General features: G+C 65.5%; 21 protein-coding genes. 15 read left to right on the plus strand and 6 right to left on the minus strand.

Features of this window, described 5'->3' with window-relative positions:
- Positions 1-32 precede the first annotated feature (32 nt).
- From FGL95_RS27315 to FGL95_RS27345, 7 genes are all read left to right on the plus strand, one after another.
- Positions 33-1028 (plus strand): helix-turn-helix transcriptional regulator, encoded by a 996-nt coding sequence (locus FGL95_RS27315; RefSeq protein WP_169593317.1) that lies wholly within the window; start codon positions 33-35, stop codon positions 1026-1028.
- Positions 1025-2017, plus strand: a complete 993-nt coding sequence (locus FGL95_RS27320; protein WP_169593318.1) for a helix-turn-helix transcriptional regulator — start codon at positions 1025-1027, stop codon at positions 2015-2017. The genes FGL95_RS27315 and FGL95_RS27320 overlap by 4 nt, the downstream gene beginning before the upstream one ends.
- Positions 2017-3051 carry a 2-dehydropantoate 2-reductase gene (locus tag FGL95_RS27325; RefSeq protein ID WP_169593320.1) on the plus strand — a complete coding sequence of 345 codons (1035 nt, stop codon included), beginning with the start codon at positions 2017-2019 and terminating at the stop codon, positions 3049-3051. The genes FGL95_RS27320 and FGL95_RS27325 overlap by 1 nt, the downstream gene beginning before the upstream one ends.
- Positions 3052-3135: 84 nt before the next feature.
- Entirely contained in the window at positions 3136-3393 is a 258-nt protein-coding gene (gene tatA / locus FGL95_RS27330) for a Sec-independent protein translocase subunit TatA (RefSeq protein ID WP_169593322.1), read from the plus strand.
- Between the two features lie 25 nt (positions 3394-3418).
- Complete coding sequence (gene tatC, locus FGL95_RS27335) at positions 3419-4336, plus strand: twin-arginine translocase subunit TatC (protein ID WP_169593324.1); 918 nt, start codon at positions 3419-3421, stop codon at positions 4334-4336.
- 1 nt (position 4337) lies between these two features.
- Entirely contained in the window at positions 4338-7049 is a 2712-nt protein-coding gene (locus FGL95_RS27340) for a DEAD/DEAH box helicase (protein ID WP_169593326.1), read from the plus strand.
- Positions 7050-7148: 99 nt separating this feature from the next.
- The gene (locus FGL95_RS27345) at positions 7149-8018 is read left to right on the plus strand and encodes a DUF4333 domain-containing protein (RefSeq protein WP_169593328.1); all 870 of its coding nucleotides are present in this window, start codon (positions 7149-7151) and stop codon (positions 8016-8018) included.
- A 9-nt stretch (positions 8019-8027) separates the two neighbouring features.
- Here the strand turns inward: FGL95_RS27345 and FGL95_RS27350 are convergent, their stop codons facing one another.
- Complete coding sequence (locus FGL95_RS27350) at positions 8028-8969, minus strand: 5'-3' exonuclease (RefSeq protein WP_169593330.1); 942 nt, start codon at positions 8967-8969, stop codon at positions 8028-8030.
- 30 nt (positions 8970-8999) lie between these two features.
- Here FGL95_RS27350 and FGL95_RS27355 point away from each other — a divergent pair, with 30 nt between their 5' ends.
- Entirely contained in the window at positions 9000-10121 is a 1122-nt protein-coding gene (locus tag FGL95_RS27355; RefSeq protein WP_169593332.1) for a M24 family metallopeptidase, read from the plus strand.
- Between the two features lie 9 nt (positions 10122-10130).
- On the opposite strand, the gene FGL95_RS27360 is transcribed toward FGL95_RS27355, so the two are convergent.
- The gene (locus FGL95_RS27360) at positions 10131-10529 is read right to left on the minus strand and encodes a PPOX class F420-dependent oxidoreductase (RefSeq protein ID WP_169593334.1); all 399 of its coding nucleotides are present in this window, start codon (positions 10527-10529) and stop codon (positions 10131-10133) included.
- Between the two features lie 30 nt (positions 10530-10559).
- Here FGL95_RS27360 and FGL95_RS27365 point away from each other — a divergent pair, with 30 nt between their 5' ends.
- The 3 genes from FGL95_RS27365 to FGL95_RS27375 are packed head-to-tail and all read left to right on the plus strand — an operon-like array spanning position 10560 to position 13254.
- A complete protein-coding gene (locus tag FGL95_RS27365; protein ID WP_338080052.1) occupies positions 10560-11321 on the plus strand; it encodes a decaprenylphospho-beta-D-erythro-pentofuranosid-2-ulose 2-reductase in 762 nt (253 codons plus the stop codon).
- Positions 11318-12523 (plus strand): precorrin-6y C5,15-methyltransferase (decarboxylating) subunit CbiE, encoded by a 1206-nt coding sequence (cbiE, locus tag FGL95_RS27370; RefSeq protein WP_169593338.1) that lies wholly within the window; start codon positions 11318-11320, stop codon positions 12521-12523. The genes FGL95_RS27365 and cbiE overlap by 4 nt, the downstream gene beginning before the upstream one ends.
- Positions 12520-13254 carry a cobalt-precorrin-6A reductase gene (locus FGL95_RS27375; protein ID WP_169593340.1) on the plus strand — a complete coding sequence of 245 codons (735 nt, stop codon included), beginning with the start codon at positions 12520-12522 and terminating at the stop codon, positions 13252-13254. The genes cbiE and FGL95_RS27375 overlap by 4 nt, the downstream gene beginning before the upstream one ends.
- Here the strand turns inward: FGL95_RS27375 and FGL95_RS27380 are convergent.
- Positions 13246-13908 carry a SanA/YdcF family protein gene (locus tag FGL95_RS27380; RefSeq protein ID WP_420838096.1) on the minus strand — a complete coding sequence of 221 codons (663 nt, stop codon included), beginning with the start codon at positions 13906-13908 and terminating at the stop codon, positions 13246-13248. The genes FGL95_RS27375 and FGL95_RS27380 overlap by 9 nt on opposite strands.
- 73 nt (positions 13909-13981) lie before the next feature.
- Between FGL95_RS27380 and FGL95_RS27385 the strand changes: the two genes are divergently transcribed.
- The 3 genes from FGL95_RS27385 to FGL95_RS27395 all read left to right on the plus strand — a co-directional run bounded on the left by FGL95_RS27385 (position 13982) and on the right by FGL95_RS27395 (position 15558).
- Positions 13982-14446, plus strand: coding sequence for a TetR/AcrR family transcriptional regulator (locus FGL95_RS27385; RefSeq protein WP_169593343.1), 465 nt, complete (start codon positions 13982-13984; stop codon positions 14444-14446).
- Between the two features lie 62 nt (positions 14447-14508).
- Complete coding sequence (locus tag FGL95_RS27390; protein WP_169593345.1) at positions 14509-14712, plus strand: hypothetical protein; 204 nt, start codon at positions 14509-14511, stop codon at positions 14710-14712.
- A 45-nt stretch (positions 14713-14757) separates the two neighbouring features.
- Positions 14758-15558 (plus strand): alpha/beta fold hydrolase, encoded by an 801-nt coding sequence (locus FGL95_RS27395; RefSeq protein ID WP_169593346.1) that lies wholly within the window; start codon positions 14758-14760, stop codon positions 15556-15558.
- Here the strand turns inward: FGL95_RS27395 and cobJ are convergent.
- Together cobJ and FGL95_RS27405 are read right to left on the minus strand one after the other, a co-directional pair.
- Complete coding sequence (gene cobJ / locus FGL95_RS27400) at positions 15555-17066, minus strand: precorrin-3B C(17)-methyltransferase (protein ID WP_169593348.1); 1512 nt, start codon at positions 17064-17066, stop codon at positions 15555-15557. The two genes, FGL95_RS27395 and cobJ, sit on opposite strands and share 4 nt — an antisense overlap.
- Complete coding sequence (locus FGL95_RS27405) at positions 17063-17689, minus strand: precorrin-8X methylmutase (RefSeq protein WP_169593350.1); 627 nt, start codon at positions 17687-17689, stop codon at positions 17063-17065. Before FGL95_RS27405 ends, cobJ begins: the two co-directional genes overlap by 4 nt.
- A gap of 143 nt (positions 17690-17832) precedes the next feature.
- Between FGL95_RS27405 and FGL95_RS27410 the strand changes: the two genes are divergently transcribed.
- Complete coding sequence (locus FGL95_RS27410) at positions 17833-19155, plus strand: glycosyltransferase 87 family protein (RefSeq protein WP_240963345.1); 1323 nt, start codon at positions 17833-17835, stop codon at positions 19153-19155.
- Here FGL95_RS27410 and cobG read toward each other — a convergent pair.
- A complete protein-coding gene (gene cobG / locus FGL95_RS27415; RefSeq protein WP_169593518.1) occupies positions 19127-20242 on the minus strand; it encodes a precorrin-3B synthase in 1116 nt (371 codons plus the stop codon). The genes FGL95_RS27410 and cobG overlap by 29 nt on opposite strands.
- Positions 20243-20293: the final 51 nt, after the last annotated feature.

The following is a 20293-nucleotide window of genomic DNA, read 5'->3' on the forward strand; positions in this document are numbered from 1 at the left end:
GAACGTGGGCGTAGGGAACTAGGCTCTCCAGGATGGCGATTTCCAAGGTCGAGCGGCTGATGAACCTTGTCATCGCGCTGCTCTCGACCCGGCAATACCTTACGGCCGAACGTATTCGGGCCAGTGTTGCCGGCTACGACGATTCGTCCTCGTACGAAGCGTTCAGCCGTATGTTCGAGCGCGACAAGAACGAACTTCGCGATCTCGGCGTCCCGCTGGAGACCGGAATCTCGTCCCGGTATTCGACCGTCGAGGGCTACCGGATCAACCGCGACGCCTACGAACTGCCGGACATCGATCTGACGAGCGCAGAAGCTGCCGCCGTCGCGGTCGCCGTGCAATTGTGGGAATCGCCGGAGCTCACGTCAGCGGCGCAAAGCGCACTGTTGAAGTTGCGTGCGGCCGGAGTGCAGGTCGATCAGGAATCCGCGGCAAGTGCGGTGACGGCGGTGCCTGCGCGCAGCCGCGGCTCCGAACCGGCCCTGGGCAAGTTGCTTGCCGCCATCGACGCCGGGCAGGCCGTTCGCTTCGACCATCGAAGCGCAGTCAACGAGCCGTTTCGGCAACGGAATGTCGAGCCGTGGGGTGTGGTGACGCACGGCGGCCGGTGGTATCTCGTCGGCCATGATCTCGATCGCGATGCGGTGCGCACCTTTCGGTTGTCGCGCATCGGCGACGACGTCAGACCGTTCGGCCCCGCATACAAGGTAACCAAGCCCGAGGACGTCGACCTGCGTGAGATTGTCGACCGCATCACCGGCTCGGCCACGATTTCGGGGACGGCAACGGTGTGGGTCGCCGAAGGTCGGGCCCAAGAATTGCGCAGGCTCGGGCGCTCGGTCGGTTCGCGCACGGTCGGCTCCAGGGCAGGGGACTTGTTGGAAATTCCGGTGCGGTCGTGGGATTGGATCGCGCGCATGATCACCGGCCACGGTGCCGATGCGCTCGTGATCGATCCAGCGGAACTGCGTGAGGACGTCGTGTCACGCGTCCGCGCGGTCGCGCAGACGGCAGGGGTGCGCCGATGAGCGCACGGCTGTCCGGGCGGCTTGCGCGCCTGCTGAACTTGGTGCCGTACTTCATCGCCAACCCCGGCATCAGCGCGGCCGCCGCGTCCGCCGAACTCGGTGTGACGAGCAAGCAGCTCATGGACGACCTGAATCAGCTCTGGATGTGCGGGCTGCCCGGCTACGGACCAGGCGATCTGATCGATCTGTCGTTCTCCGAAGAGAGCATCGAGGTCACGTTCTCGGCAGGCATCGATCGCCCGCTGCGGTTGACGTCGACAGAGGCGACCGCGTTGCTCGTCGCATTGCGTTCCATCGTTGAAATGCCGGGCATGGTCGATCCGACCGCTGCCCAGGGGGCAATGGCGAAGATCGAGTCGGCGGCCGGAGCTGCTGCGTTCGCGCAGAGCGCCCGGTCCGACGCGGACCGTTCGACCCACGACCCGGGTCCGGCTGTCGTCGAAGATCCGTCGGCAGCGACCGTGCGGCACGCACTTGCCCGGTCGCACGCGCTGCGATTGGTCTACTACTCGGCGAGTCGCGATGCGATGTCGGAGCGCGTCGTCGATCCGATTCGCATCGTCCTCGTCGACAACCACAGCTACTTGCAGGCGTGGTGCCGAAATGCCGAAGGGGTCCGGCTGTTCCGGTTCGACCGGATCGACGTCGCGACCGAACTCGACGAGCCTGCACGTCCCCCTGCCGCCGCGGTCGAGCAGCCCGCCGCTCTCGAACTGTTCAGCGATGATCCGGCGTTGCCGTTGGCGAGATTGAAGATCTCGGCACCCTACGTCTGGGTGCTCGACCACTATCCGATGAACCAAGTCTCGCTCGAAGCCGACGGAAGTGTCGAAGCGACAATGAGATTCGCGACACTGGAATGGATGTCTCGGTTGATACTGGGATTCGGCGCAGGCATCACGGTGCTCGATCCACCCGAGTTGGTGGCGTCGCTTCAGGAGCGCGCCAACGCCGCACTGTCCGCTTACCAGGATCTGGAGGCAGTCTGATGGCGAACGATTTCGAGATCTGCGTGTTCGGCGCAGGCAATATCGGCTGCTACGTCGGCGGCCGATTGGCCGGGGCGCGCGCAAAGGTCTCGTTCGTCGGTCGCCCGCGGATCATCGACGAGATCGCCACGAACGGTCTGCATCTGACCGATCTGCACGGAGCGAAGGTCGATGTGCTGCCCGCTCAGGTTCGGTTCGACAGCGCGCCCAATCGTGCCGACCGTGCCGACATGGTGCTCATCTGCGTCAAATCCGCGGCAGTCGAAGAAGTCGCAAAGACACTAGCGCCCCTGTTGAAGCCGGGCACAGTCGTTGTGGCTCTGCAAAACGGGATCGAAATCGCGCAACCGCTGGTGGAACGGCTACCTGATTGCATCGTGCTGCGCGGAATCGTGATGTTCAACGTCGTCGCGCGAGGCGAAGGCAGGTTTCATCAGGCCAGCGAGGGTGAGTTGATGGTCGAGGAGAATCCCGCCCTCGACCGCTTCGCGACGGTGTTCCGCAATGCCGGCCTGCCGATCCTGACGCGTGCTGACATGACGCCAGTCCTGTGGGGCAAGCTGATGTTGAACTTGAACAATCCGATCAACGCGTTGTCCGGAATTCCGTTGAAAGAGGAATTGTCGCAACGCGATTACCGGCGATGTCTGTCGCTCGCGCAGGCCGAAGCGCTGGAGCTGCTCAAGCTCGACGGCATTGCGCCGACGCCGATGACGTCGGTGCCGTACGGCGCCATGATTCGCCTGCTCAAGTTGCCCAACATGGCGTTCACGCGCCTGGCCGGCAAGGTTCTGCAAATCGATCCACTGGCACGGTCGTCGATGTGGGACGACCTCGAACTCGGGCGCAAGACCGAAATCGATTGGCTGTGTGGGGAAGTGGTACGGCTGGGGGAGAAGCTCGGTAGGCACGCGCCGGTCAATTCCCGGCTGATGGATTTGATTCATGTTGCCGAGCGAGGCGGTCGGCGCCAGTGGAGTGGCGCCGAGTTGCTGCGCACCCTGGAGGCGGCGGGCCGCGCGGATTCGGACTGAACGAACAGCGAACTCGCAGCATCAGCGCGTTGTGGGCGCGACGCCGTCCGGTAGCATCGAATTTATCCAACTCAGGAGGAACAAATGGGCGGACTAGCCGCGTGGCACTGGGTTGTCATCGCGATTCTCGTTGTAGTGCTCTTCGGTTCGAAGCGTCTGCCGGATGCGGCCCGCGGTCTCGGCCGTTCGTTGCGCATCTTCAAGAGTGAGATCAAGGAAATGCAGAGCGACGGCTCGGAAAAGCCCGCCGCCGCTCCCGCGCCTGCGCAGCAGCTTCCGCCGCCCGCGCCGCCGCAGCAATTCACCACGCCCCACGAGAACGCCGATCCGCGGTCTGCGTAGGTCCGACTGCTGAGCCGGAGTTCACTTGCGAATCCCGTTCGACCCCCGACGAAGTAAGCGCAGGGCCAATCCCGACGGGACGATGTCCCTTGTCGACCACTTGCACGAACTGCGCACCCGCCTGCTGATCTCGATCGCGGCGGTTCTTGTCACAACCATCCTTGGTTTCTTCTGGTACGCGCACACCATCTTCGGGCTAGAGAGCCTCGGTGATCTGTTACGCGGACCGTACTGTTCGCTGCCTGCATCCAGCAGGGCCGATCTCGGTCAGGACGGCGCATGTCGGCTGCTGGCGACAGGACCGTTCGAGCAGTTCATGCTCCGCTTCAAGGTCGGACTGACGGCAGGCATCGTCATGGCGTGCCCGGTGTGGCTCTACCAGTTCTGGGCGTTCATCACACCTGGGTTGTACAAGAAGGAGCGCCGCCTCGCTGTCGGGTTCGTGACGAGCGGTGCCGTGCTGTTCGTCGCCGGTGCGGTGCTCGCTTACTACGTCGTCGCGACCGCACTCGGCTTCTTGCTGACGATCGGCGACAGCGTGCAGATCACGGCGCTGAGCGGCTCCCAGTACTTCGGCTTCATCATCAATCTGCTGATCATCTTCGGAGTCAGCTTCGAAATTCCACTGATCATCATGGCGCTGAACCTTGTGGGCGTGCTGCCGTACGCGAAGCTGAAAGCCTGGCGACGCGGGTTGATCTTCGCTCTCTGGGTGTTCGCGGCCATTGCCACTCCTGGTCAGGACCCGTTCTCCATGATCGCGCTCGCCGCTGCATTGACCGTGCTGCTGGAGGTCGCGATCCAAATCGCCCGCATCCACGATCGGCGCAAGGCCAAACGGCAAGCCCTCGCCGGATGGGGCGACCTCGACGACACCGAGGCATCGACAATCCCCGAGCCGGAAGCGGTCCCGCGGCCTTCGGACTACTCGGACACCCTCTGACGTGACCGAATCCTCCCGTGGTCCGCAGCTGGAGGCTTTCGCTGCGCAATTGAGCTTCCCGCTCGATCCGTTCCAAGTGCAATCGTGCGCCGCCCTGGAAGACGGACACGGGGTACTTGTCTGTGCGCCGACCGGTGCGGGCAAGACCGTAGTCGGCGAATTCGCGGTGCATCTCGCGCTCGAAACAGGCGGCAAATGCTTCTATACGACGCCGATCAAAGCTTTGAGCAACCAGAAATTCAACGACCTCACCAAGCGGTACGGTGCCGGACTCGTCGGTTTGCTCACCGGCGATCAGAGCATCAACTCGGATGCGCCGGTGGTCGTGATGACCACCGAAGTGCTGCGCAACATGATCTACGCGTCGTCGTCGGCTCTGCGGGGACTCTCGTTCGTCGTCATGGACGAGGTGCATTTCCTGGCCGACCGATTCCGCGGGGCGGTCTGGGAAGAAGTGATTCTGCACCTTCCCGAAGATGTTCGGTTGGTGAGTCTTTCGGCAACGGTCAGCAACGCCGAAGAGTTCGGTGCCTGGATGGAGACCGTTCGTGGCAACACCACGATCGTCGTCGACGAGACCCGTCCGGTCCCGCTGTGGCAGCACATCTTGGTCGGCCGCCGAATGTTCGACCTGTTCGACACCAAAGCGCAGGCCACGAGTCCCAGCGCCCGTCTGGTGATCGACCAGGAGCTGGTGCGGCATCTGAAGCAGCGTCATGCGCTGGACCGACATTCAGCTTGGGAGCAGCGCGGTCGCGGTCGCCCCGGTCAGCGCGGCAACTTCCGGCCAGCCCCACGTCCGGAAGTGATTGCGCGCCTCGATGAAGAAGGCTTGCTCCCGGCCATAACCTTCATCTTCAGCCGTGCAGGCTGCGACGCCGCCCTCGCACAATGCGTCCGGTCGAAGTTGGATCTGACCGCGCCGGAGCAACTCGACGAGATCACGTCGATCATCGAACGACACACGGGCGAACTGCCACGCGCCGACCTCGAAGTCCTCGGCTACTGGGAATGGCGCGAAGCACTCGAACGCGGCATCGCCACCCACCACGCGGGAATGTTGCCTGCGTTCCGGCACACGGTGGAGGAACTGTTCGTCAAAGGGCTCGTCCGCGCGGTGTTCGCGACCGAGACCTTGGCGCTCGGCATCAACATGCCGGCCAGGACCGTCGTGCTAGAGAAACTCGTCAAATACAACGGCGAGACCCATGCCGACCTGACACCCGGCGAATACACCCAGCTCACCGGCCGTGCCGGACGCCGCGGCATCGACATCGAAGGCCACGCAGTCGTGCTGTGGACCCCGGAGTTGGACGCCAACGAAGTCGCCGGACTGGCCTCGACCCGGACCTACCCGCTTCGAAGTTCGTTCCGGCCCGGCTACAACATGTCGATCAATCTCATCGACCGGATGGGTGCCGCCGAATCGCGAGCCCTGCTCGAGCGGTCTTTCGCGCAGTTCCAGGCCGATCGGTCCGTGGTGGGGCTCGTCCGTGGCATCGAACGCAATACCGCCGCGCTCGCCGAACTGCGCGAGCAACTCGGTGGCGACGACGGCGAATACCTCGAGTACGCGGAACTGCGTGAGCGGCTGAAGAACCGGGAACGCGCGTTGGAGCGCGAAGGCCGCGTCGACCGTCGCGGAGCAGCGACCGAATCGTTGAACGCATTGCGGCGCGGCGACGTGATCGCGATACCGGTCGGTCGACGGTCCGGGTTGGCCGTGATTCTCGAAGCGGCGACCGACCAGGCGGATCCGCGTCCGTTGGTACTGACCGAAGACAAGTGGGCCGGTCGAATCTCGTCCGCCGACTTCAACTTTCCCGCCGAAGCGCTCGGCCGGATGCGGCTACCGAAGCACGTCGACCACCGTACGGCGCGCTCGCGCCGCGATCTTGCCTCCGCGTTGCGCAGCACAGGAATCGTCGCGCCGCACGGGCGTCGAAGCTCCAAGCGATCACCGGCCGCCGAAGACCGCGAACTCGCGACGCTGCGGCGGGCGGTCCGGGCGCATCCGTGCCACACGGCGCCGAACCGTGAGCAGTTCAGCAGAGTCGGCGAGCGCTACAGCAAGCTTGCCCGCGAAACGGAATCGATGCGCCAGAAGGTCGCTGCGACAACGAATTCGCTGGCTCGCACGTTCGATCGCATCCTCGCGCTGCTCGGCGAGCGCGGCTATATCGCCGATGGGAAGGTCACCGAGGACGGCCGACGATTGCGCCGGATCTACTCCGAAAGCGATCTGCTGGTGTCGGAATGCCTGCGACAGGGGCAGTGGCGAGGACTGGCGCCCGCCGAACTGGCGGCAGTCGTTTCTGCGGTCGTCTACGAGTCACGGTCGGAGACCGGCTATCCCATCGTCGGCGGTCCGACCGGACCGATTCGGCACGCGCTCGCGGAAACGATGCAGATCTGGACCGGCATCCGCGCCGACGAGGTCCGGCACAAGCTGCCGCTCACCCGCGAGCCCGACTTCGGCTTCGTGACCGCCATCTACAATTGGGCACGCGGTGAACCGCTGGTGGACGCGCTCGTCGCGGCAGGCGATCATGGAAAGGCACTCTCGGCTGGTGATTTCGTCCGATGGTGCAGGCAGGTGATCGATCTGCTCGACCAAGTGCACGACACAGCTGACGATCCGCAGCTTCGCTCGGCAGCCGTGAAGGCAGTCAAAGCGATTCGTCGTGGTGTCGTGGCCGTGGACGCCGCGTAGGAGCGTCGTTTGTGATTTGATTCGTTCGCGATCCGACTTCGGTGCCGGGCGGGGAGATACTTTGTTTACGACGACAGTGATGCGAGTGGAGGCTACGAGATGAGCGGACCGTATGGGCCCAACGACGAGCGTTGGTCCGGCCCACAAAATCAGCAGCCCGGGGAGAACAACCCCACTGGGCAGCCTGGTGAGAACGACGCCACCCGTGTGTACAACTCGCCGTCGGCTCCGGGCCAGCAGCCTGGTCAAGGGCCAAGCCAGCAGCCGGGGCAGCAGTGGGGTAGTCAACCCGCAGCGCCGCAGGGCAACCAGTGGTCCGATGCAGGTCCGACGCAGCAATGGGGCAGCCAGCCTGGTCAGCCGGCTCAGCCTTCCGGTAACCAGTGGGGGCAGCAGCCGCCCGCGCCGCCGGCTTCCGAATGGGGCGCCACCCAGGTAGCCCCGAACGCCGGTAGCCAGTGGGGGCAGCAGCCGGGTGCACCGGCCGCGCCGACGAGCCAGTGGGGTGCCAACGCGCCGCAGTCCGGTGCGCAGCCGGCCGCCAATCAGTGGGGCGCCCAGCAGCCCAACCAGTGGGGTGCCGCGGGCGCGCAGCCGGGCCAGCAGGGTGCCAATCAATGGGGCGGGCAGCAGCCGCCGTCGTCACCGTCGGGCAAGAAGTCCAAGACTCCGCTGTTCATCGGCATCGGCGTGCTCGCGGTCGTCATCATCGGCGCACTGGTCGCTGCGTACTTCATCTTCTTCAGCACCCCGAAGTTCGATCAGGGTGCCCTGCAGGACGGTGTCGCCAAGATCCTGAAGGACTCCTACGGCGCAGAGGACGTCAAGGACGTCAGCTGCCCGTCGGATCAGAAGGCGAAGAAGGACGAGAAGTTCGAGTGCAAGGCCAAGGTCGATGGCGAAGACAAGACCATTGCGGTCACTGTCACCAACGACGACGGTGAATACGAAGTCGCTCGCCCGAAGTAACGACCAGAGCTAACGAGAGCCCATCGCCGCCACGAGGCGTGCGATGGAGCTCTCCGCTCCGTGTTTGGTGCCCAGCCTTGTGAGTTCGGCTGGGTCCACGGGTTCTGTGGGGAGTTCATCCGAGCCCGAGATTTTGACTTCGGCATCGCGCGCGACCTTCACCACGATCGTCGCTGCATCGAGGTAGTCGGTAGCAGCCTCGAGTTTCGCCCGGACGCCGCGCGCGATATCGGAATCGGGATCGTCGAGCGCTGCGCGAAGTCCAGCCAGTGAGCCGAAGCGCAGCATCAGCGCGGACGCCGTCTTCTCACCGATTCCTGCAACGCCGGGTAGGCCGTCTGACGCGTCGCCGCGCAAGGTCGCGAGATCGCAATACGCCTGACCGGCATTTTCGACCGGAACCCCGTACTTCTTCGCCACCTCCACCGGACCGAACAGCTCGGCTTTGGCCAGCCCTCGACCGATGTAGAGCACCCGGACCGAGACGGGATCGTCTGCGACCAGCTGCAACAGGTCTCGGTCGCCGCTGACGACGACGACTTCGTCGGTCCGCTCGGTCGCGGCGAGAGTTCCGAGCACGTCGTCTGCCTCGAACCCGTCGGCACCCGCCCGTGCGATACCCGCCGCCGCGAGGACGTCGAGGATCATCGGCACCTGCCGCTCGAGCAGATCGGGAACTTCCTCGGTGTTGCTTTTCGCACCACCTGGCGCGAGCCGATGCGTTTTGTAGCTCGGAACAGCGTCGACGCGAAACTGCGGACGCCAGTCGAGGTCCAGGCACGCCACCAGGCGCGTGGGCGAGGTTCGGGTGATGAGCTGAGCCACCATGTCGGTGAATCCACGCAACGCGTTCACCGGCTTTCCGTCCGGACCGACAATCGAATCCGGCACGCCGTGAAACGCGCGGAAGTACATGCTCGCGGAGTCGAGAAGCAGGAGGCGTCCAGTCATGCCCACATACTGCCAACTAATCTGGACGCCATGAGCGCCCACGCCCGTTTTCCCAGTTCGGTGTACGGCCAACGACTCGCTCGCGCAGCCGAATTAGCTGCTGCCGCACGCATCGACGGACTGCTCATCACGCCTGGTCCGGACCTGCGCTACCTCCTCGGGTCGCGTGCAGAATCGTTCGAACGCCTCACCTGCCTGGTGATTCCGGCCGACGGCACCGGTGCGTCGGTCGTCGTGCCGAAGATGGAATTGGCGGCCCTGCGTTCGTCGTCGGTCGACGATCTCGGGCTGGACGTGCTCGAGTGGGTCGACGGCGACGACCCGTACCGACTCGCCGCATCCGTGCTGCCGCAGTCGGCGCACACTGCCGTCACCGATGCGATGCCCGCGTTGCATCTGCTACCGCTCGCTGCGACGTTCGGGACCTTGCCGGTGCTGGCGACACCGGTCTTGCGCGAGATGCGAATGATCAAGGACGCCAGCGAGATTCAGGCGCTGCGGGAGGCGGGGAAGGCGATCGACCGAGTTCATGCGCGGATGGGCGAGTGGCTTGTCGCCGGTCGCACCGAAGCAGAAGTCGCAGCCGATATCGGTGCCGCCATCGTGGCGGAAGGCCACACCGAGGCGGCGTTCATCATCGTCGGGTCCGGCCGCAACGGAGCCGATCCGCATCACGAGGTGTCCGACCGGCGCATCGAGGCAGGCGACGTCGTCGTCATCGATATCGGCGGGCCCGTCGAACCTGGCTACAACTCCGACTCCACCCGCACCTACTCCGTGGGCGAACCGGCTGCGGAGGTCGTCGAACGGATTGCGATTCTCGAACGCGCGCAGGCTGCCGGCGTCGCCGCGGTTCGGCCGGGTGTCACCGCACAAGCCGTCGATGCTGCTGCCCGCGAGGTCCTGGCCGAGGCCGGGTTCGCCAAGGAGTTCGTGCACCGAACCGGACATGGCATCGGATTGTCGGTCCACGAAGAGCCCTACATCGTGGCGGGCAATGTGATGGAACTACGCCCTGGCATGGCCTTCAGCATCGAGCCCGGTATCTACTTCCAAGGCGAATGGGGCGCCCGCATCGAAGACATCGTCGTCGTGACGGCCGACGGGTGCGAATCGCTCAACAACCAGCCGCACGGGTTGACGCGGCTCTGACCTGCGTCGTTACCGCAGACTGCTGGACCCGAGCATTCGGGATACGTCGATGAGGATCGCCACACGAGCGGGGTTGACGCGCGGCTGCCGGTACCGGACCGCATAGCGCGCGACCGCGTCGGCGACCGACTCCGCATCGGTCAGAACCCGCGTGGGGCCTTCCAGCGTCAACCACCGTGCCCCGTCGACCTGACTGACCGCGCCGTACCCACCACGTGCTGCGTTGAGCGCCTTCTGCGACGTCCCGCTGGTGATGATGCGCGCGATGCCCGCGTCCTGATCCCAGGTGAAGCCGACCGCGACGACGTGCGGTGTTCCGTCGGATCGCAGGGTCGTCAGCGTCGCCAGATGGCGTTCGGCAACGAATTCGAGCGCGGACGGCATCAGCTGCAAGGGGGTGCTCGGCATTCCACGACCGTAATCGAGGACACTGACCGAGTGGCTTTCGGATCGAGCAAGCTCGCGCCCGGCGCGGTGTTGTTGTTGGGTGGGCGCAGCGAGATCGGGCTCGAAGTTGCCGATCGGCTGGCGCCAGGCCGCGTGGTAATTCTCGCGGCCCGCCGTAGCGACGACCTGGCGAAGGAGACTCAGAGGCTGCTCGACCGCGGTGCAACGGAAGTGCATTGCGTCGAGTTCGACGCCGACGAGGTCGCGGGCCACGAAGCCGTGCTGTCCGCCATCACGGCAGGCTACGGACCGATCGGCATCGCCATCCTCGCCTTCGGCATCCTGGGCAACCAGGACAAGGCCGAGCAGGACGCTGCGCATGCTGTGGCGGTCGTGCACACCGATTTCGTCGCGCAATTGAGCGCGCTCACGACGTTGACGAACCTGCTTCGCGCGCAAGGTGACGGCCAGATCGTCGTCTTCAGCTCGATTGCGGGCGTGCGGGTTCGACGGGCCAACTACGTCTACGGTTCGGCGAAGGCCGGCCTCGACGGCTTCGCGAATGGACTTGCTGATGCGTTGGTGGGCAGTGGAGTTCACTTGCTCCTGGTCCGGCCTGGGTTCGTGATCGGCAAGATGACCGAGGGCATGTCGCCCGCGCCGTTCCCCGTCACGCCGGACCAGGTCGGCGACGCAGTGGTGCATGGATTGCAGCGGCGGTCGAGGTCGGTCTGGGTGCCGAAGGTGCTGCAGCCGTTGTCCTATGCGATGCGGCTGACGCCGAGAGCGGTGTGGCGCCGCATGCCGCGATGAGCCCGTTGCTAACCGTCGTCGGGATCGGCGCCGACGGTTGGGACGGTCTGAATGCGGCTGCCCAACAGGCGATCCGCGAGTCCGAGGTGCTGATCGGTTCGCCACGTCAGCTCACGCTGGTGCCTGACGTCGTGCCACTACGTGTTCCCTGGCCATCGCCGCTGCTGCCTGCGCTGCGTGGTCTGCTCGACGAGTACGCAGACCGTCGAACCGCCATCCTTGCCAGCGGCGACCCCATGTTTCACGGCATTGGCGTCACCCTCGCCAGATTGGTCGGGCCCGAACGGATTCGGGTGCTCCCGCAGCCATCGTCGGCGTCCTTGGCCTGCGCTCGGCTCGGGTGGTCGGCGGCCGAGACGCCGACGGTGAGTTTGGTGAACCGACCAGTCGAGACGGTGCTGCCCGCGCTGTCGAACGACGGCAAATTACTGGTCCTGAGTCAGAACGAAGATTCACCCGCGGCTATCGCGAAGCTGCTCGCCGACAACGGTTACGGCAGTTCGCACCTCGTCGTCCTCGAACAACTCGGCGGACCGCTCGAGCGAACCTTCGACGGCACCGCCGCACAGTGGCCGCACGAGCCGGGCAATCCGCTGAACATCGTCGCGATCACGTGCGTTGCCGAACAAGGATTTCGTCGGCTCACGAGGACGCCTGGACTGCCGGACGCCGCTTTCGGCGGCGACGGCCAGCTGACGAAGCAGGAGGTCCGGGCGTTGACGCTGAGTGCGCTCGCCCCGGCGCCTGGCGAATTGCTGTGGGACGTGGGCGGGGGATCGGGCAGCATCGCGATCGAATGGTCGCGGACTCACCCACGTTGCCGGGCAATCGCATTCGAGCGCTTACTGGCACGGAGCGCGCAGATTGTCGCCAATTCGTCTGCTTTGGGAGTGCCTGCGGTGACAGTGCTCGGGGAGGCTCCTGGCGCCTTCGCTGACGCGCCGGAACCGAACGCGATCTTCATCGGCGGCGGACTGACCGAACCGGGGCTACTTGCCGCATGCTGGGACCGACTGGGTCCGCGCGGAAGGCTCGTCGCCAACGCCGTGACCGCGGAATCGGAAGCTGTGGTTACCCATTGGGCGGCCGAGCACGGCGGGCAGTTGCGTCGCTTCCAGATCTATCGCAGCGAACCGCTCGGCAACTTCACCGCCTGGCGTCCGCAGTTGCCGGTCACGCAGCTCATCGCAGAACGCACATGAAGGTCCTGGTTCTCGGCGGCACCGCCGAGGCCCGTGACATCGCGGAAAGCCTTGCCGACGAGCCAGGATTCGAGATCATGACCTCGCTCGCGGGACGGGTTCGTGAGCCGAGACTGCCTGTGGGCGGCGTGCGCGTCGGTGGCTTCGGTGGCGCGGAGGGCCTGCGGGAGTGGTTGGCTGCCAACGCGGTCGACGCTCTTGTCGTGGCAACCCATCCGTTCGCGGCCCGGATCTCAGCCAACGCCGCGCACGCGGCAGTCGCTGCCGGGGTGCCGATGGTGGCCGTCCGCAGGCCGCCCTGGACCCCGCAACCCCGCGATACCTGGCATCCCGTGGCTTCGCTGTCCGAAGCCGCACAGACGATTCCCGCACTCGGACAACGAGTCTTCCTCACCGTCGGCAGACAAGGTGTGGCCGATTTCGCCGCCCTGGATTCGACGTGGTTTCTCATCAGAGCGATCGACCCACCAACCGGTGCGGTCCCACCGCAGCACGAACTGCTCCTCGCGCGCGGACCGTTCACCACCGAATACGAAACCGAGCTGTTTTGGAGCCGACGAATCGAGGTCCTCGTCACCAAGAACAGTGGGGGAGAACAGACCTCGGCGAAGCTAGAGGTCGCACGAAATCTGGGCCTCCCGGTCGTGATCGTCGATCGACCCGCGCTACCCGCAGGCGTCGCCACCGTCGAGAGCGCCGCTGCCGCGGTGGACTGGCTGCACTCACAGTAGGGCCAGGGCAACCGCGTCGCTCGGGGGAGAGGTGACTGTCGGGCTGTCGAGGAAGAGAATGTCGAGCACCGCCTTCGGGCGCGCGAGCAGCCACTCACGGGCGCGATTCTTGGCGAGCGACCTTGCGCTGCAGTCGCATCCGCCGTTGACGCCGATCGCGTCGAGTCCGACCTCGCGGCACAGCGCAACGGCACGGGGAACGTGGAAGCCTTGGCTGACGACGAGGGCGCGGTCGATGCCGAAAACGTGCATGGCGCGGGCGAAGGTGTCGTAGGTCCGCAGACCGAGCGGGTCGCCGACGATTTTGGCGCGATCGATCCCTTTGCTCACCAGATACTCGGTCATGGCGGTGATCTCGTCGCCCGACTCGCCGCTGCCGTTGCCGGAAACGAGAACGACCCGCGCCTTCCCGGCGTGCACCAACTGGGCGGCCATGTCCAGGCGCCCGGCGAGAAAGGCCATCGGCCAAGTGTTTTCGACTTGTGCGCCGAGCACCACCACGACCGGCCACTCGGGAGCATCCTCGGCGGCGACAATCCGTCCCGAGGCTGCCACCCGGATCCAGACATTCGCGGCACCGACCGCCCCGGCACCGAGGGCAGCAACCACAGCGCTCGAACGGATCACACGACTTCGCCACGGGGATTTGGTCACCGGGCCATCCAAACATGACGGCGAGACCGCGCGGCGTATTGCCCTTTGGCTAATTTCTCGCGATCCTGACGAGGTGACACACGACGATTCGCACAAGGATTCCGGGGCAGGGGGAATCCTCGATTCCGTTGCTGCCAGATTGCGGCTGCCCTTCGGAGCGCCCGACTTCATCGACAAGATCGCCACCGGGACCGTCAACGAGGTCGGCAGGCGGACCCTCTACGTCCTCATCTCGACCTGGGATGCCGCCGACGGTGGCCCGTTCGTTGCCAGCGCGATCGGCACCGCCGGGGTGAGCAAAATCGTGGACACCATCGAAGATCTGTTTCTCAATGCAGTTTTCGGTAAGGCGCTCAAGGCCATCGGTGTCGACGACATCAAATTGCGTGCCTCGCTGTGCGCATCGGCGCTGGTCGGACTAGGCATGATGCGGTATGTCGCCACCGCCGATCCCATCGCCTCGATGAAAGTGGACGAGCTCGTCGACGTGTTCGCTCCGACGTTGCAGCGCTACCTGATTGGCGATCTCACCGAGTAAGGGCAGTCCGGCTGGGTAGGCTGTGGCATCCGCTTCCGCAATCACACGAAGGTGCACCAACCATGCCAATCGAACCACCAGAGATCCCAGACGACGCCCCCATCACCAAGACCGTGGTCAACACCGCGATCAAGGTTCTCGAGCAGTTGCCACAGGGTGCCCAGGATGCTGCGGAGAATCTCCGGGGACCGTTCGACGGAATCCTCGGATCGATCGTCGAGCTCGAGCACACCGTGACCAAGATGTGGGACGCCCGCAAGTCCTGAGGTGAATCGTTGCCGCGTCCTCGACGGTGGGTCTACCGTCGAGGCGTGCGCGCGACGAACCGTTCGGCCCTGTTCCTGCTGGTTTTGACTTTGCTGACGACGCTGGGTCTCGGGGTGGCGCAAGCGCCCGCCGCGCCGGTCGGCAAACCTACGGTTGTCCTCGTCCACGGCGCGTTCGCCGATGCAAGTAGCTGGGACGCAGTAGCGGCGCAGCTGCGCGGTGAGGGCTACACGGTAGTCACGCCGGACAATCCGCTGCGTGGTCCGGCTAATGACGCCGCCGCAATCAAGCGGGTGCTGGATTCGATTTCGGGTCCAGTGATCCTGGTCGGCCATTCGTACGGTGGCGTTGTGGTCACCAATGCCGCGCGCACTGCCTCCAACGTCGTTGCCCTCGTCTATCTCGCAGCGATCGTCCCCGCACAATTCGAGCCTCCGCAACTCGCGATCGATCCGATTCGCTACCCGGGTAGCAAGCTGTTGCCGCCAGTGCTGCTGCCGAAGCTCGTTCCCGGTGGCGTCGATGTTTACATCAACCCCGAGTACTTCCGCGAAGCGTTCGCAGCCGACGTCCCTGCGGACAAGGCAGCCCAGATGGCTGCGTCACAGCACTCGTTGGCCTTGACCGCGCAGCTCGAACCTAGCGGTGCGCCGGCGTACGAAAATCACCGCAGCTGGTGGCTGCTCACCACCGGAGACCAAGCGGTCCCGCCGTCGGCGCAGCAGGCCATGGCCGCCAGAGCACATTCGCAGGTCACGGCGATCGCGTCGTCGCACGCGGTCATGGTGTCGCACCCGGATGCGGTCGCCGCCCTGGTCACGCAGGCCGACGCGGCAACCCGTTAGCCGGGGTAGCGCCGCGAGGTGAAGACCCTTGTGGCGCCGTTGGTTTCGTGCACGGTCGTGGTGGATGAGCCGATGATCAGCAGCGTCCGCATATCGACCTCCGCGGGGTCGAGTTCGGCGAGCTTCACCACGCGCACGCTTTCGGTCGGGCCTGCGACGTCGCGCCCGATGATCACCGGTGTGTCCGGGTTCCGGTACTCGAGCAGCAGGTCGCGCATAGCCCCGACCTGCCAGGTCCGCGACCGCGACGCGGGGTTGTAGACGGCGATCGCCATATCGGACGCTGCGGCAGCGGAAATGCGCTTCGCGACGACGTCCCACGGCTTGAGCCGGTCCGACAGCGAGATGACCGCGTAGTCGTGGCCCAGGGGAGCGCCGACCCGGCTCGCGACCGCGTTGGCGGCGGTCATCCCCGGAAGGACCCGGACCGCAACGCCTTTCCACTGATCCTCGGCCGCGACCTCCAGGACCGCCGCAGCCATCGCGAACACACCGGGATCACCGGATGACACCACACAGACTCGGGCTCCGCGCTTGGCGAGATCCAATGCCATTGCCGCGCGCTCGGATTCGACGCGATTGTCGCTGGCGTGACGACGCTGACCGATGCGGTGGGCGACGCGGTCCAGGTACGGTCCGTAGCCGACCAGGTCTGTCGCTTGTTCGAGCTCGCGTCGAACCTCGGGAGTGGTCCACTCGCGTGCGCCTGGTCCGAGCCCGACGACGACGACCTCGCCGCACACTTCCGGCTTCGGGGCAGGCAGATGCCCGCCGCCTGCTGGACCTGGCACCAGTGCGATCGAGAAGTACGGGACCTCGTCGTCGACAACCTCCGAGACCTCGAACACGCGCTGCTTCGGGGTGCTTGCGCGCTCGACGTAGCGGGCGTCGTCGAGTCGACCCGAATCCGACAGTGCTTGGCGCACCGAGGGAAAGGTCCGGCCGAGCTTGAGAATCGCGGCGGCATCGGTGTCGCGAAGGTGGCGCGCGAGCTCGGCCTCGGGCAACGTCCCCGGCAGGATCGTCAACACCTCGTCGCCCTCGACGAGCGGAGTTCCCAATGCTGCGCAGGCCGCGCTCACCGACGTGACGCCGGGAATGATCTCGGCGTCGAACCGCCCGACCAGGCGCTTGTGCATATGCATGTAGGAGCTGTAGAACAGCGGATCGCCTGCGGCCAGCAGCGCGACGCTTCGACCGGCTTCGAGATGGACGGCGAGGCGCGCAGCCGCCGACTCGTAGAACTCGTCGATCGCACCCTGGTAGCCGCCGGGATGATCGGTGGTCTCGGTCGTGACCGGGTAGACGAGGTGCTCTTCGATCTGGTCCGGTCGCATGTACGGCGCGGCGATGGCGCGCGAGATGCTTCGACCGTGGCGCGCGCTGTGAAATGCGACGACGTCTGCAGCGGCGATTATGCGTGCCGCCTTGACCGTCACCAACTCCGGGTCGCCGGGGCCGAGTCCGATGCCCCACAGCTTGCCGCTGGATGTTCCGTTGTCAGTCACTCTATTTCGCTCGCGATGCCGTTCACTGCCGCCGCGGTGATCGCACTTCCGCCTCGACGACCGCGGACGACGAGGTACTCCAGACCGCTGGCGTGTTCGATCAGCGCATCCTTCGACTCTGCTGCACCGATGAAGCCGACGGGTCCGCCCACGACCGCAGCGGGGCGTGGCGCACCTTGCGAAATCATATCGAGCAGGTGAAACAGCGCGGTCGGAGCGTTGCCGATCGCGACGACCGCTCCGTCAAGCCGGTCACGCCAGAGTTCGAGTGCCGCAGCCGAGCGGGTCGTGCCCAGGGACGCTGCGAGGTCTGCGCAACGCGGATCGGTGAGCGTGCACACCACCTCGTTGTCGGCGGGAAGGCGTCGTCTCGTCACGCCGGAGGCAACCATGTTCGCGTCGCACAGAATCGGGGCGCCCGCATCGAGGGCCGCGCGGGCGGCGGAGACAACGTTCGGGGTGAAGGCGATGTCGTCGACGAGGTTGACCTGGCCGCTCGCATGAATCATCCGGACGACGACCTGCGAGACATCGGTCGGCAGGCCGGTCAGGTCGGCCTCGGCACGGATTGTGGCGAAAGACCTGCGATAGATCTCCGCACCGTCGCGGATGTAATCGAGCATGCACTGACCTTAGGCGCGGAGCTTGCGGCACGACCATTCGGCCAAGTCGGGGCGTGACCCACCGTCGATCGAGCAGTCGCAAAGTTGCCTCTGCTCACGATCACGCGCAGAATCACTGCCGCGGCCATTCGGGGAACAGGGTGATGACGAGAGCGGGGGACGACGCTATGCATGCGACAACGACCTCGCTGGACTCGCCTGTGAAGTCGAATCGGCGCGTGCAGCCTGTCGTTCTGACGATTGCTCTGGTCGTCGGCGCCATCACCGCAGTCGTTCTCGTCCTCACAACTATCGATCCCTGGTTCCCCAACATCGGCATCTTCGCCGGTAGCGCGGACCTGCACGTCTACCGCGACGCGGGCTTTCGAGTGCAACACGACCTGCCGCTGTACGGCGGTCCGGTGCTGCTCGGCCACCTCTACACCTACACACCGTTTTCCGCGCTCGTGTTCGTTCCCGCTGCGCGCATTCCTGCGAACTGGGTCGACGAATTCGTGATGGCGACGAATATGTGTCTGCTCGTCGTGTGCATCGTGCTGTGCTGGCGGATGCTTGGCTACCGGCTGACGCCGAAGCTCGTCGGCGCAAGCGCGCTGCTGGCTCTGTGTTTCACCTTCCTCGAACCGATCCGCACGACGTTGTTCTACGGCCAGGTCAACATCGGGCTGATGCTGCTGGTGTTGTGGGATTTCTCCCGCAAGGACGACAGCCGGATCAAAGGCATCGGCGTCGGACTGGCAGCAGCGATCAAACTGACCCCGGGCTACTTCGTCGCGTATTCGCTCGCGCTGCGGCAGTGGCGGGCCGCTGCGGTCGCAGTGGGAACGTTCGTCGCGTCGATCGCCGTGGGGTGGCTCGTGCTGCCCGACGACTCGCGGGCGTACTGGACCGAGAAGTTCTTCGAAGCCGACCGCGTTGCCTTTCCCACGCATCCGGCGAACCAATCCTTGCGCGGTGTGATCGCGCACCTCATCGGTCATCAGGCGCCCGGCGTCGTGTGGTTCCCGCTCGCCGCAGGAATTGCGCTGCTCAGTCTCTACGTCTCGGTCCGGCTCCATCGCGACGGCGAACGCCTGCTTGCGCTCGCGTTGTGCGGAATGACGGCGGCCGCAGTGTCCCCGTTCTCGTGGAGCCACCACTGGATCTGGTTCGTGCCGCTACTCGTGTGGATCGCGCACCGTGCCCTGTCGAACCCGAGATGGTGGCTCGCGGGAGTCGCGATCTACCTCCCCGCAGCCGCTTGGTCTTGGCAGTACTCCGATGACTTCGCCGTCGTCGGGCTGTTCATGTACCCGCCGTGGTGGTCGACTATCGACATCCTCATGAACATCTACATGATCATGTTCGTCTTCATCCTCGCCGGCGCGGTCATTGGTGTGCGTCGGCGGGCAGCGACCCCTCGTGAGTCTTTTAGGAGTCCAGGGACTCCAAAAAGACTCACGACCCCTGGTAGTCGGGGGCAATGACGTCGGTGACGTCCCCGCGGGGACGTCCGCAGCGCCGCTCGCACCCGGACCAGTGTTGGCGTCCGACGAGAGGAATCCCGCTCTCGACGGCGTCGGTGAGGTCGGCGCGGACGTCGGCCAGCGCCTTCGCGCAGCCTGGCTGACCAGCGCAGGCACTTACCCGCAGCCACGGCGATTGATCGTCGAAGATCAGCCCCATCGGCGCCAGCACCCGGACCACCGTTTCGGCGATCGATTCGTCGAGGTCGCAGATCAGGAGCGTCCGCCACGGGGTCACGATGATCGGTCGCTCGACCGCGGCGATGAACTCGGCCGTCCGGGCGGGCAGTATCCCGAGCCGCAGACCCGCTCCGAGACTGACGAGGCCGTCGTCCTGGGGGAGCCAGCCGATGGGAGGTTCTGCGGCGGCGAATTCGAGCGCGTCCGCGAGCGGCTGCACGCTCAACGCCGCCAGCACCCCGTCGGCGCCGCCATCGACTTCGGCGAGCCGCCACTCGTCGGACCGCAGGTCCAGGAACGTGCGGGCAGCGGCGATGACGTGCGCGACGCCGTCTGCCACCGGGATGCGCGCACCCGAATCGGCGCCCGCCAAGAGCAGGGCGAATTCGTGATCCGATACCGCGTGCAGACCGACATCGGCACCGAGCCCGCTGACGTTGTCGCTGCCGTCGTCGATGGAAAACAGCACGCGGCCTGGCAAGTCTGCGAGGTCGGCGTCGGCCTGGAGCAACTCGTCGAGTAGCCGGACATGCTCGCGCACGTCGAGTGTGCCGCCGACGCGACCGGTCAGCGGCGACGCGACGATATTGCGTGCGCGTTCGTGCGTGAGCGACGGCAACAGGCCCGCCTCGGCCACTCGGCGCGCGAGTTCGTCCGGGTCGGATATTGCCCGGAGCTGAATGTTTCCCCGCACCGTGAGTTCGAGCTCGCCGTTGCCGAGCTCGACCGCTGCCTCGGCGAGGGTCTCTAGCTGTGCCGGCTCGAGATAGCCGCCAGGCAGGCGAATCCGCGCCAGCGGACCGTCGGCAGCGTCGTGAAGCTGCAACGCACCTGGGCAGGCATCGGGGCGAGATCGATTCATCAGCAACCAGCGTATGCGGCCATTCCGCCGTGCGACGAGGTGTGTCCGCGTCACCAT

The organism is Antrihabitans stalactiti, from assembly GCF_012932915.1.
Lineage (GTDB): Bacteria > Actinomycetota > Actinomycetes > Mycobacteriales > Mycobacteriaceae > Antrihabitans > Antrihabitans stalactiti.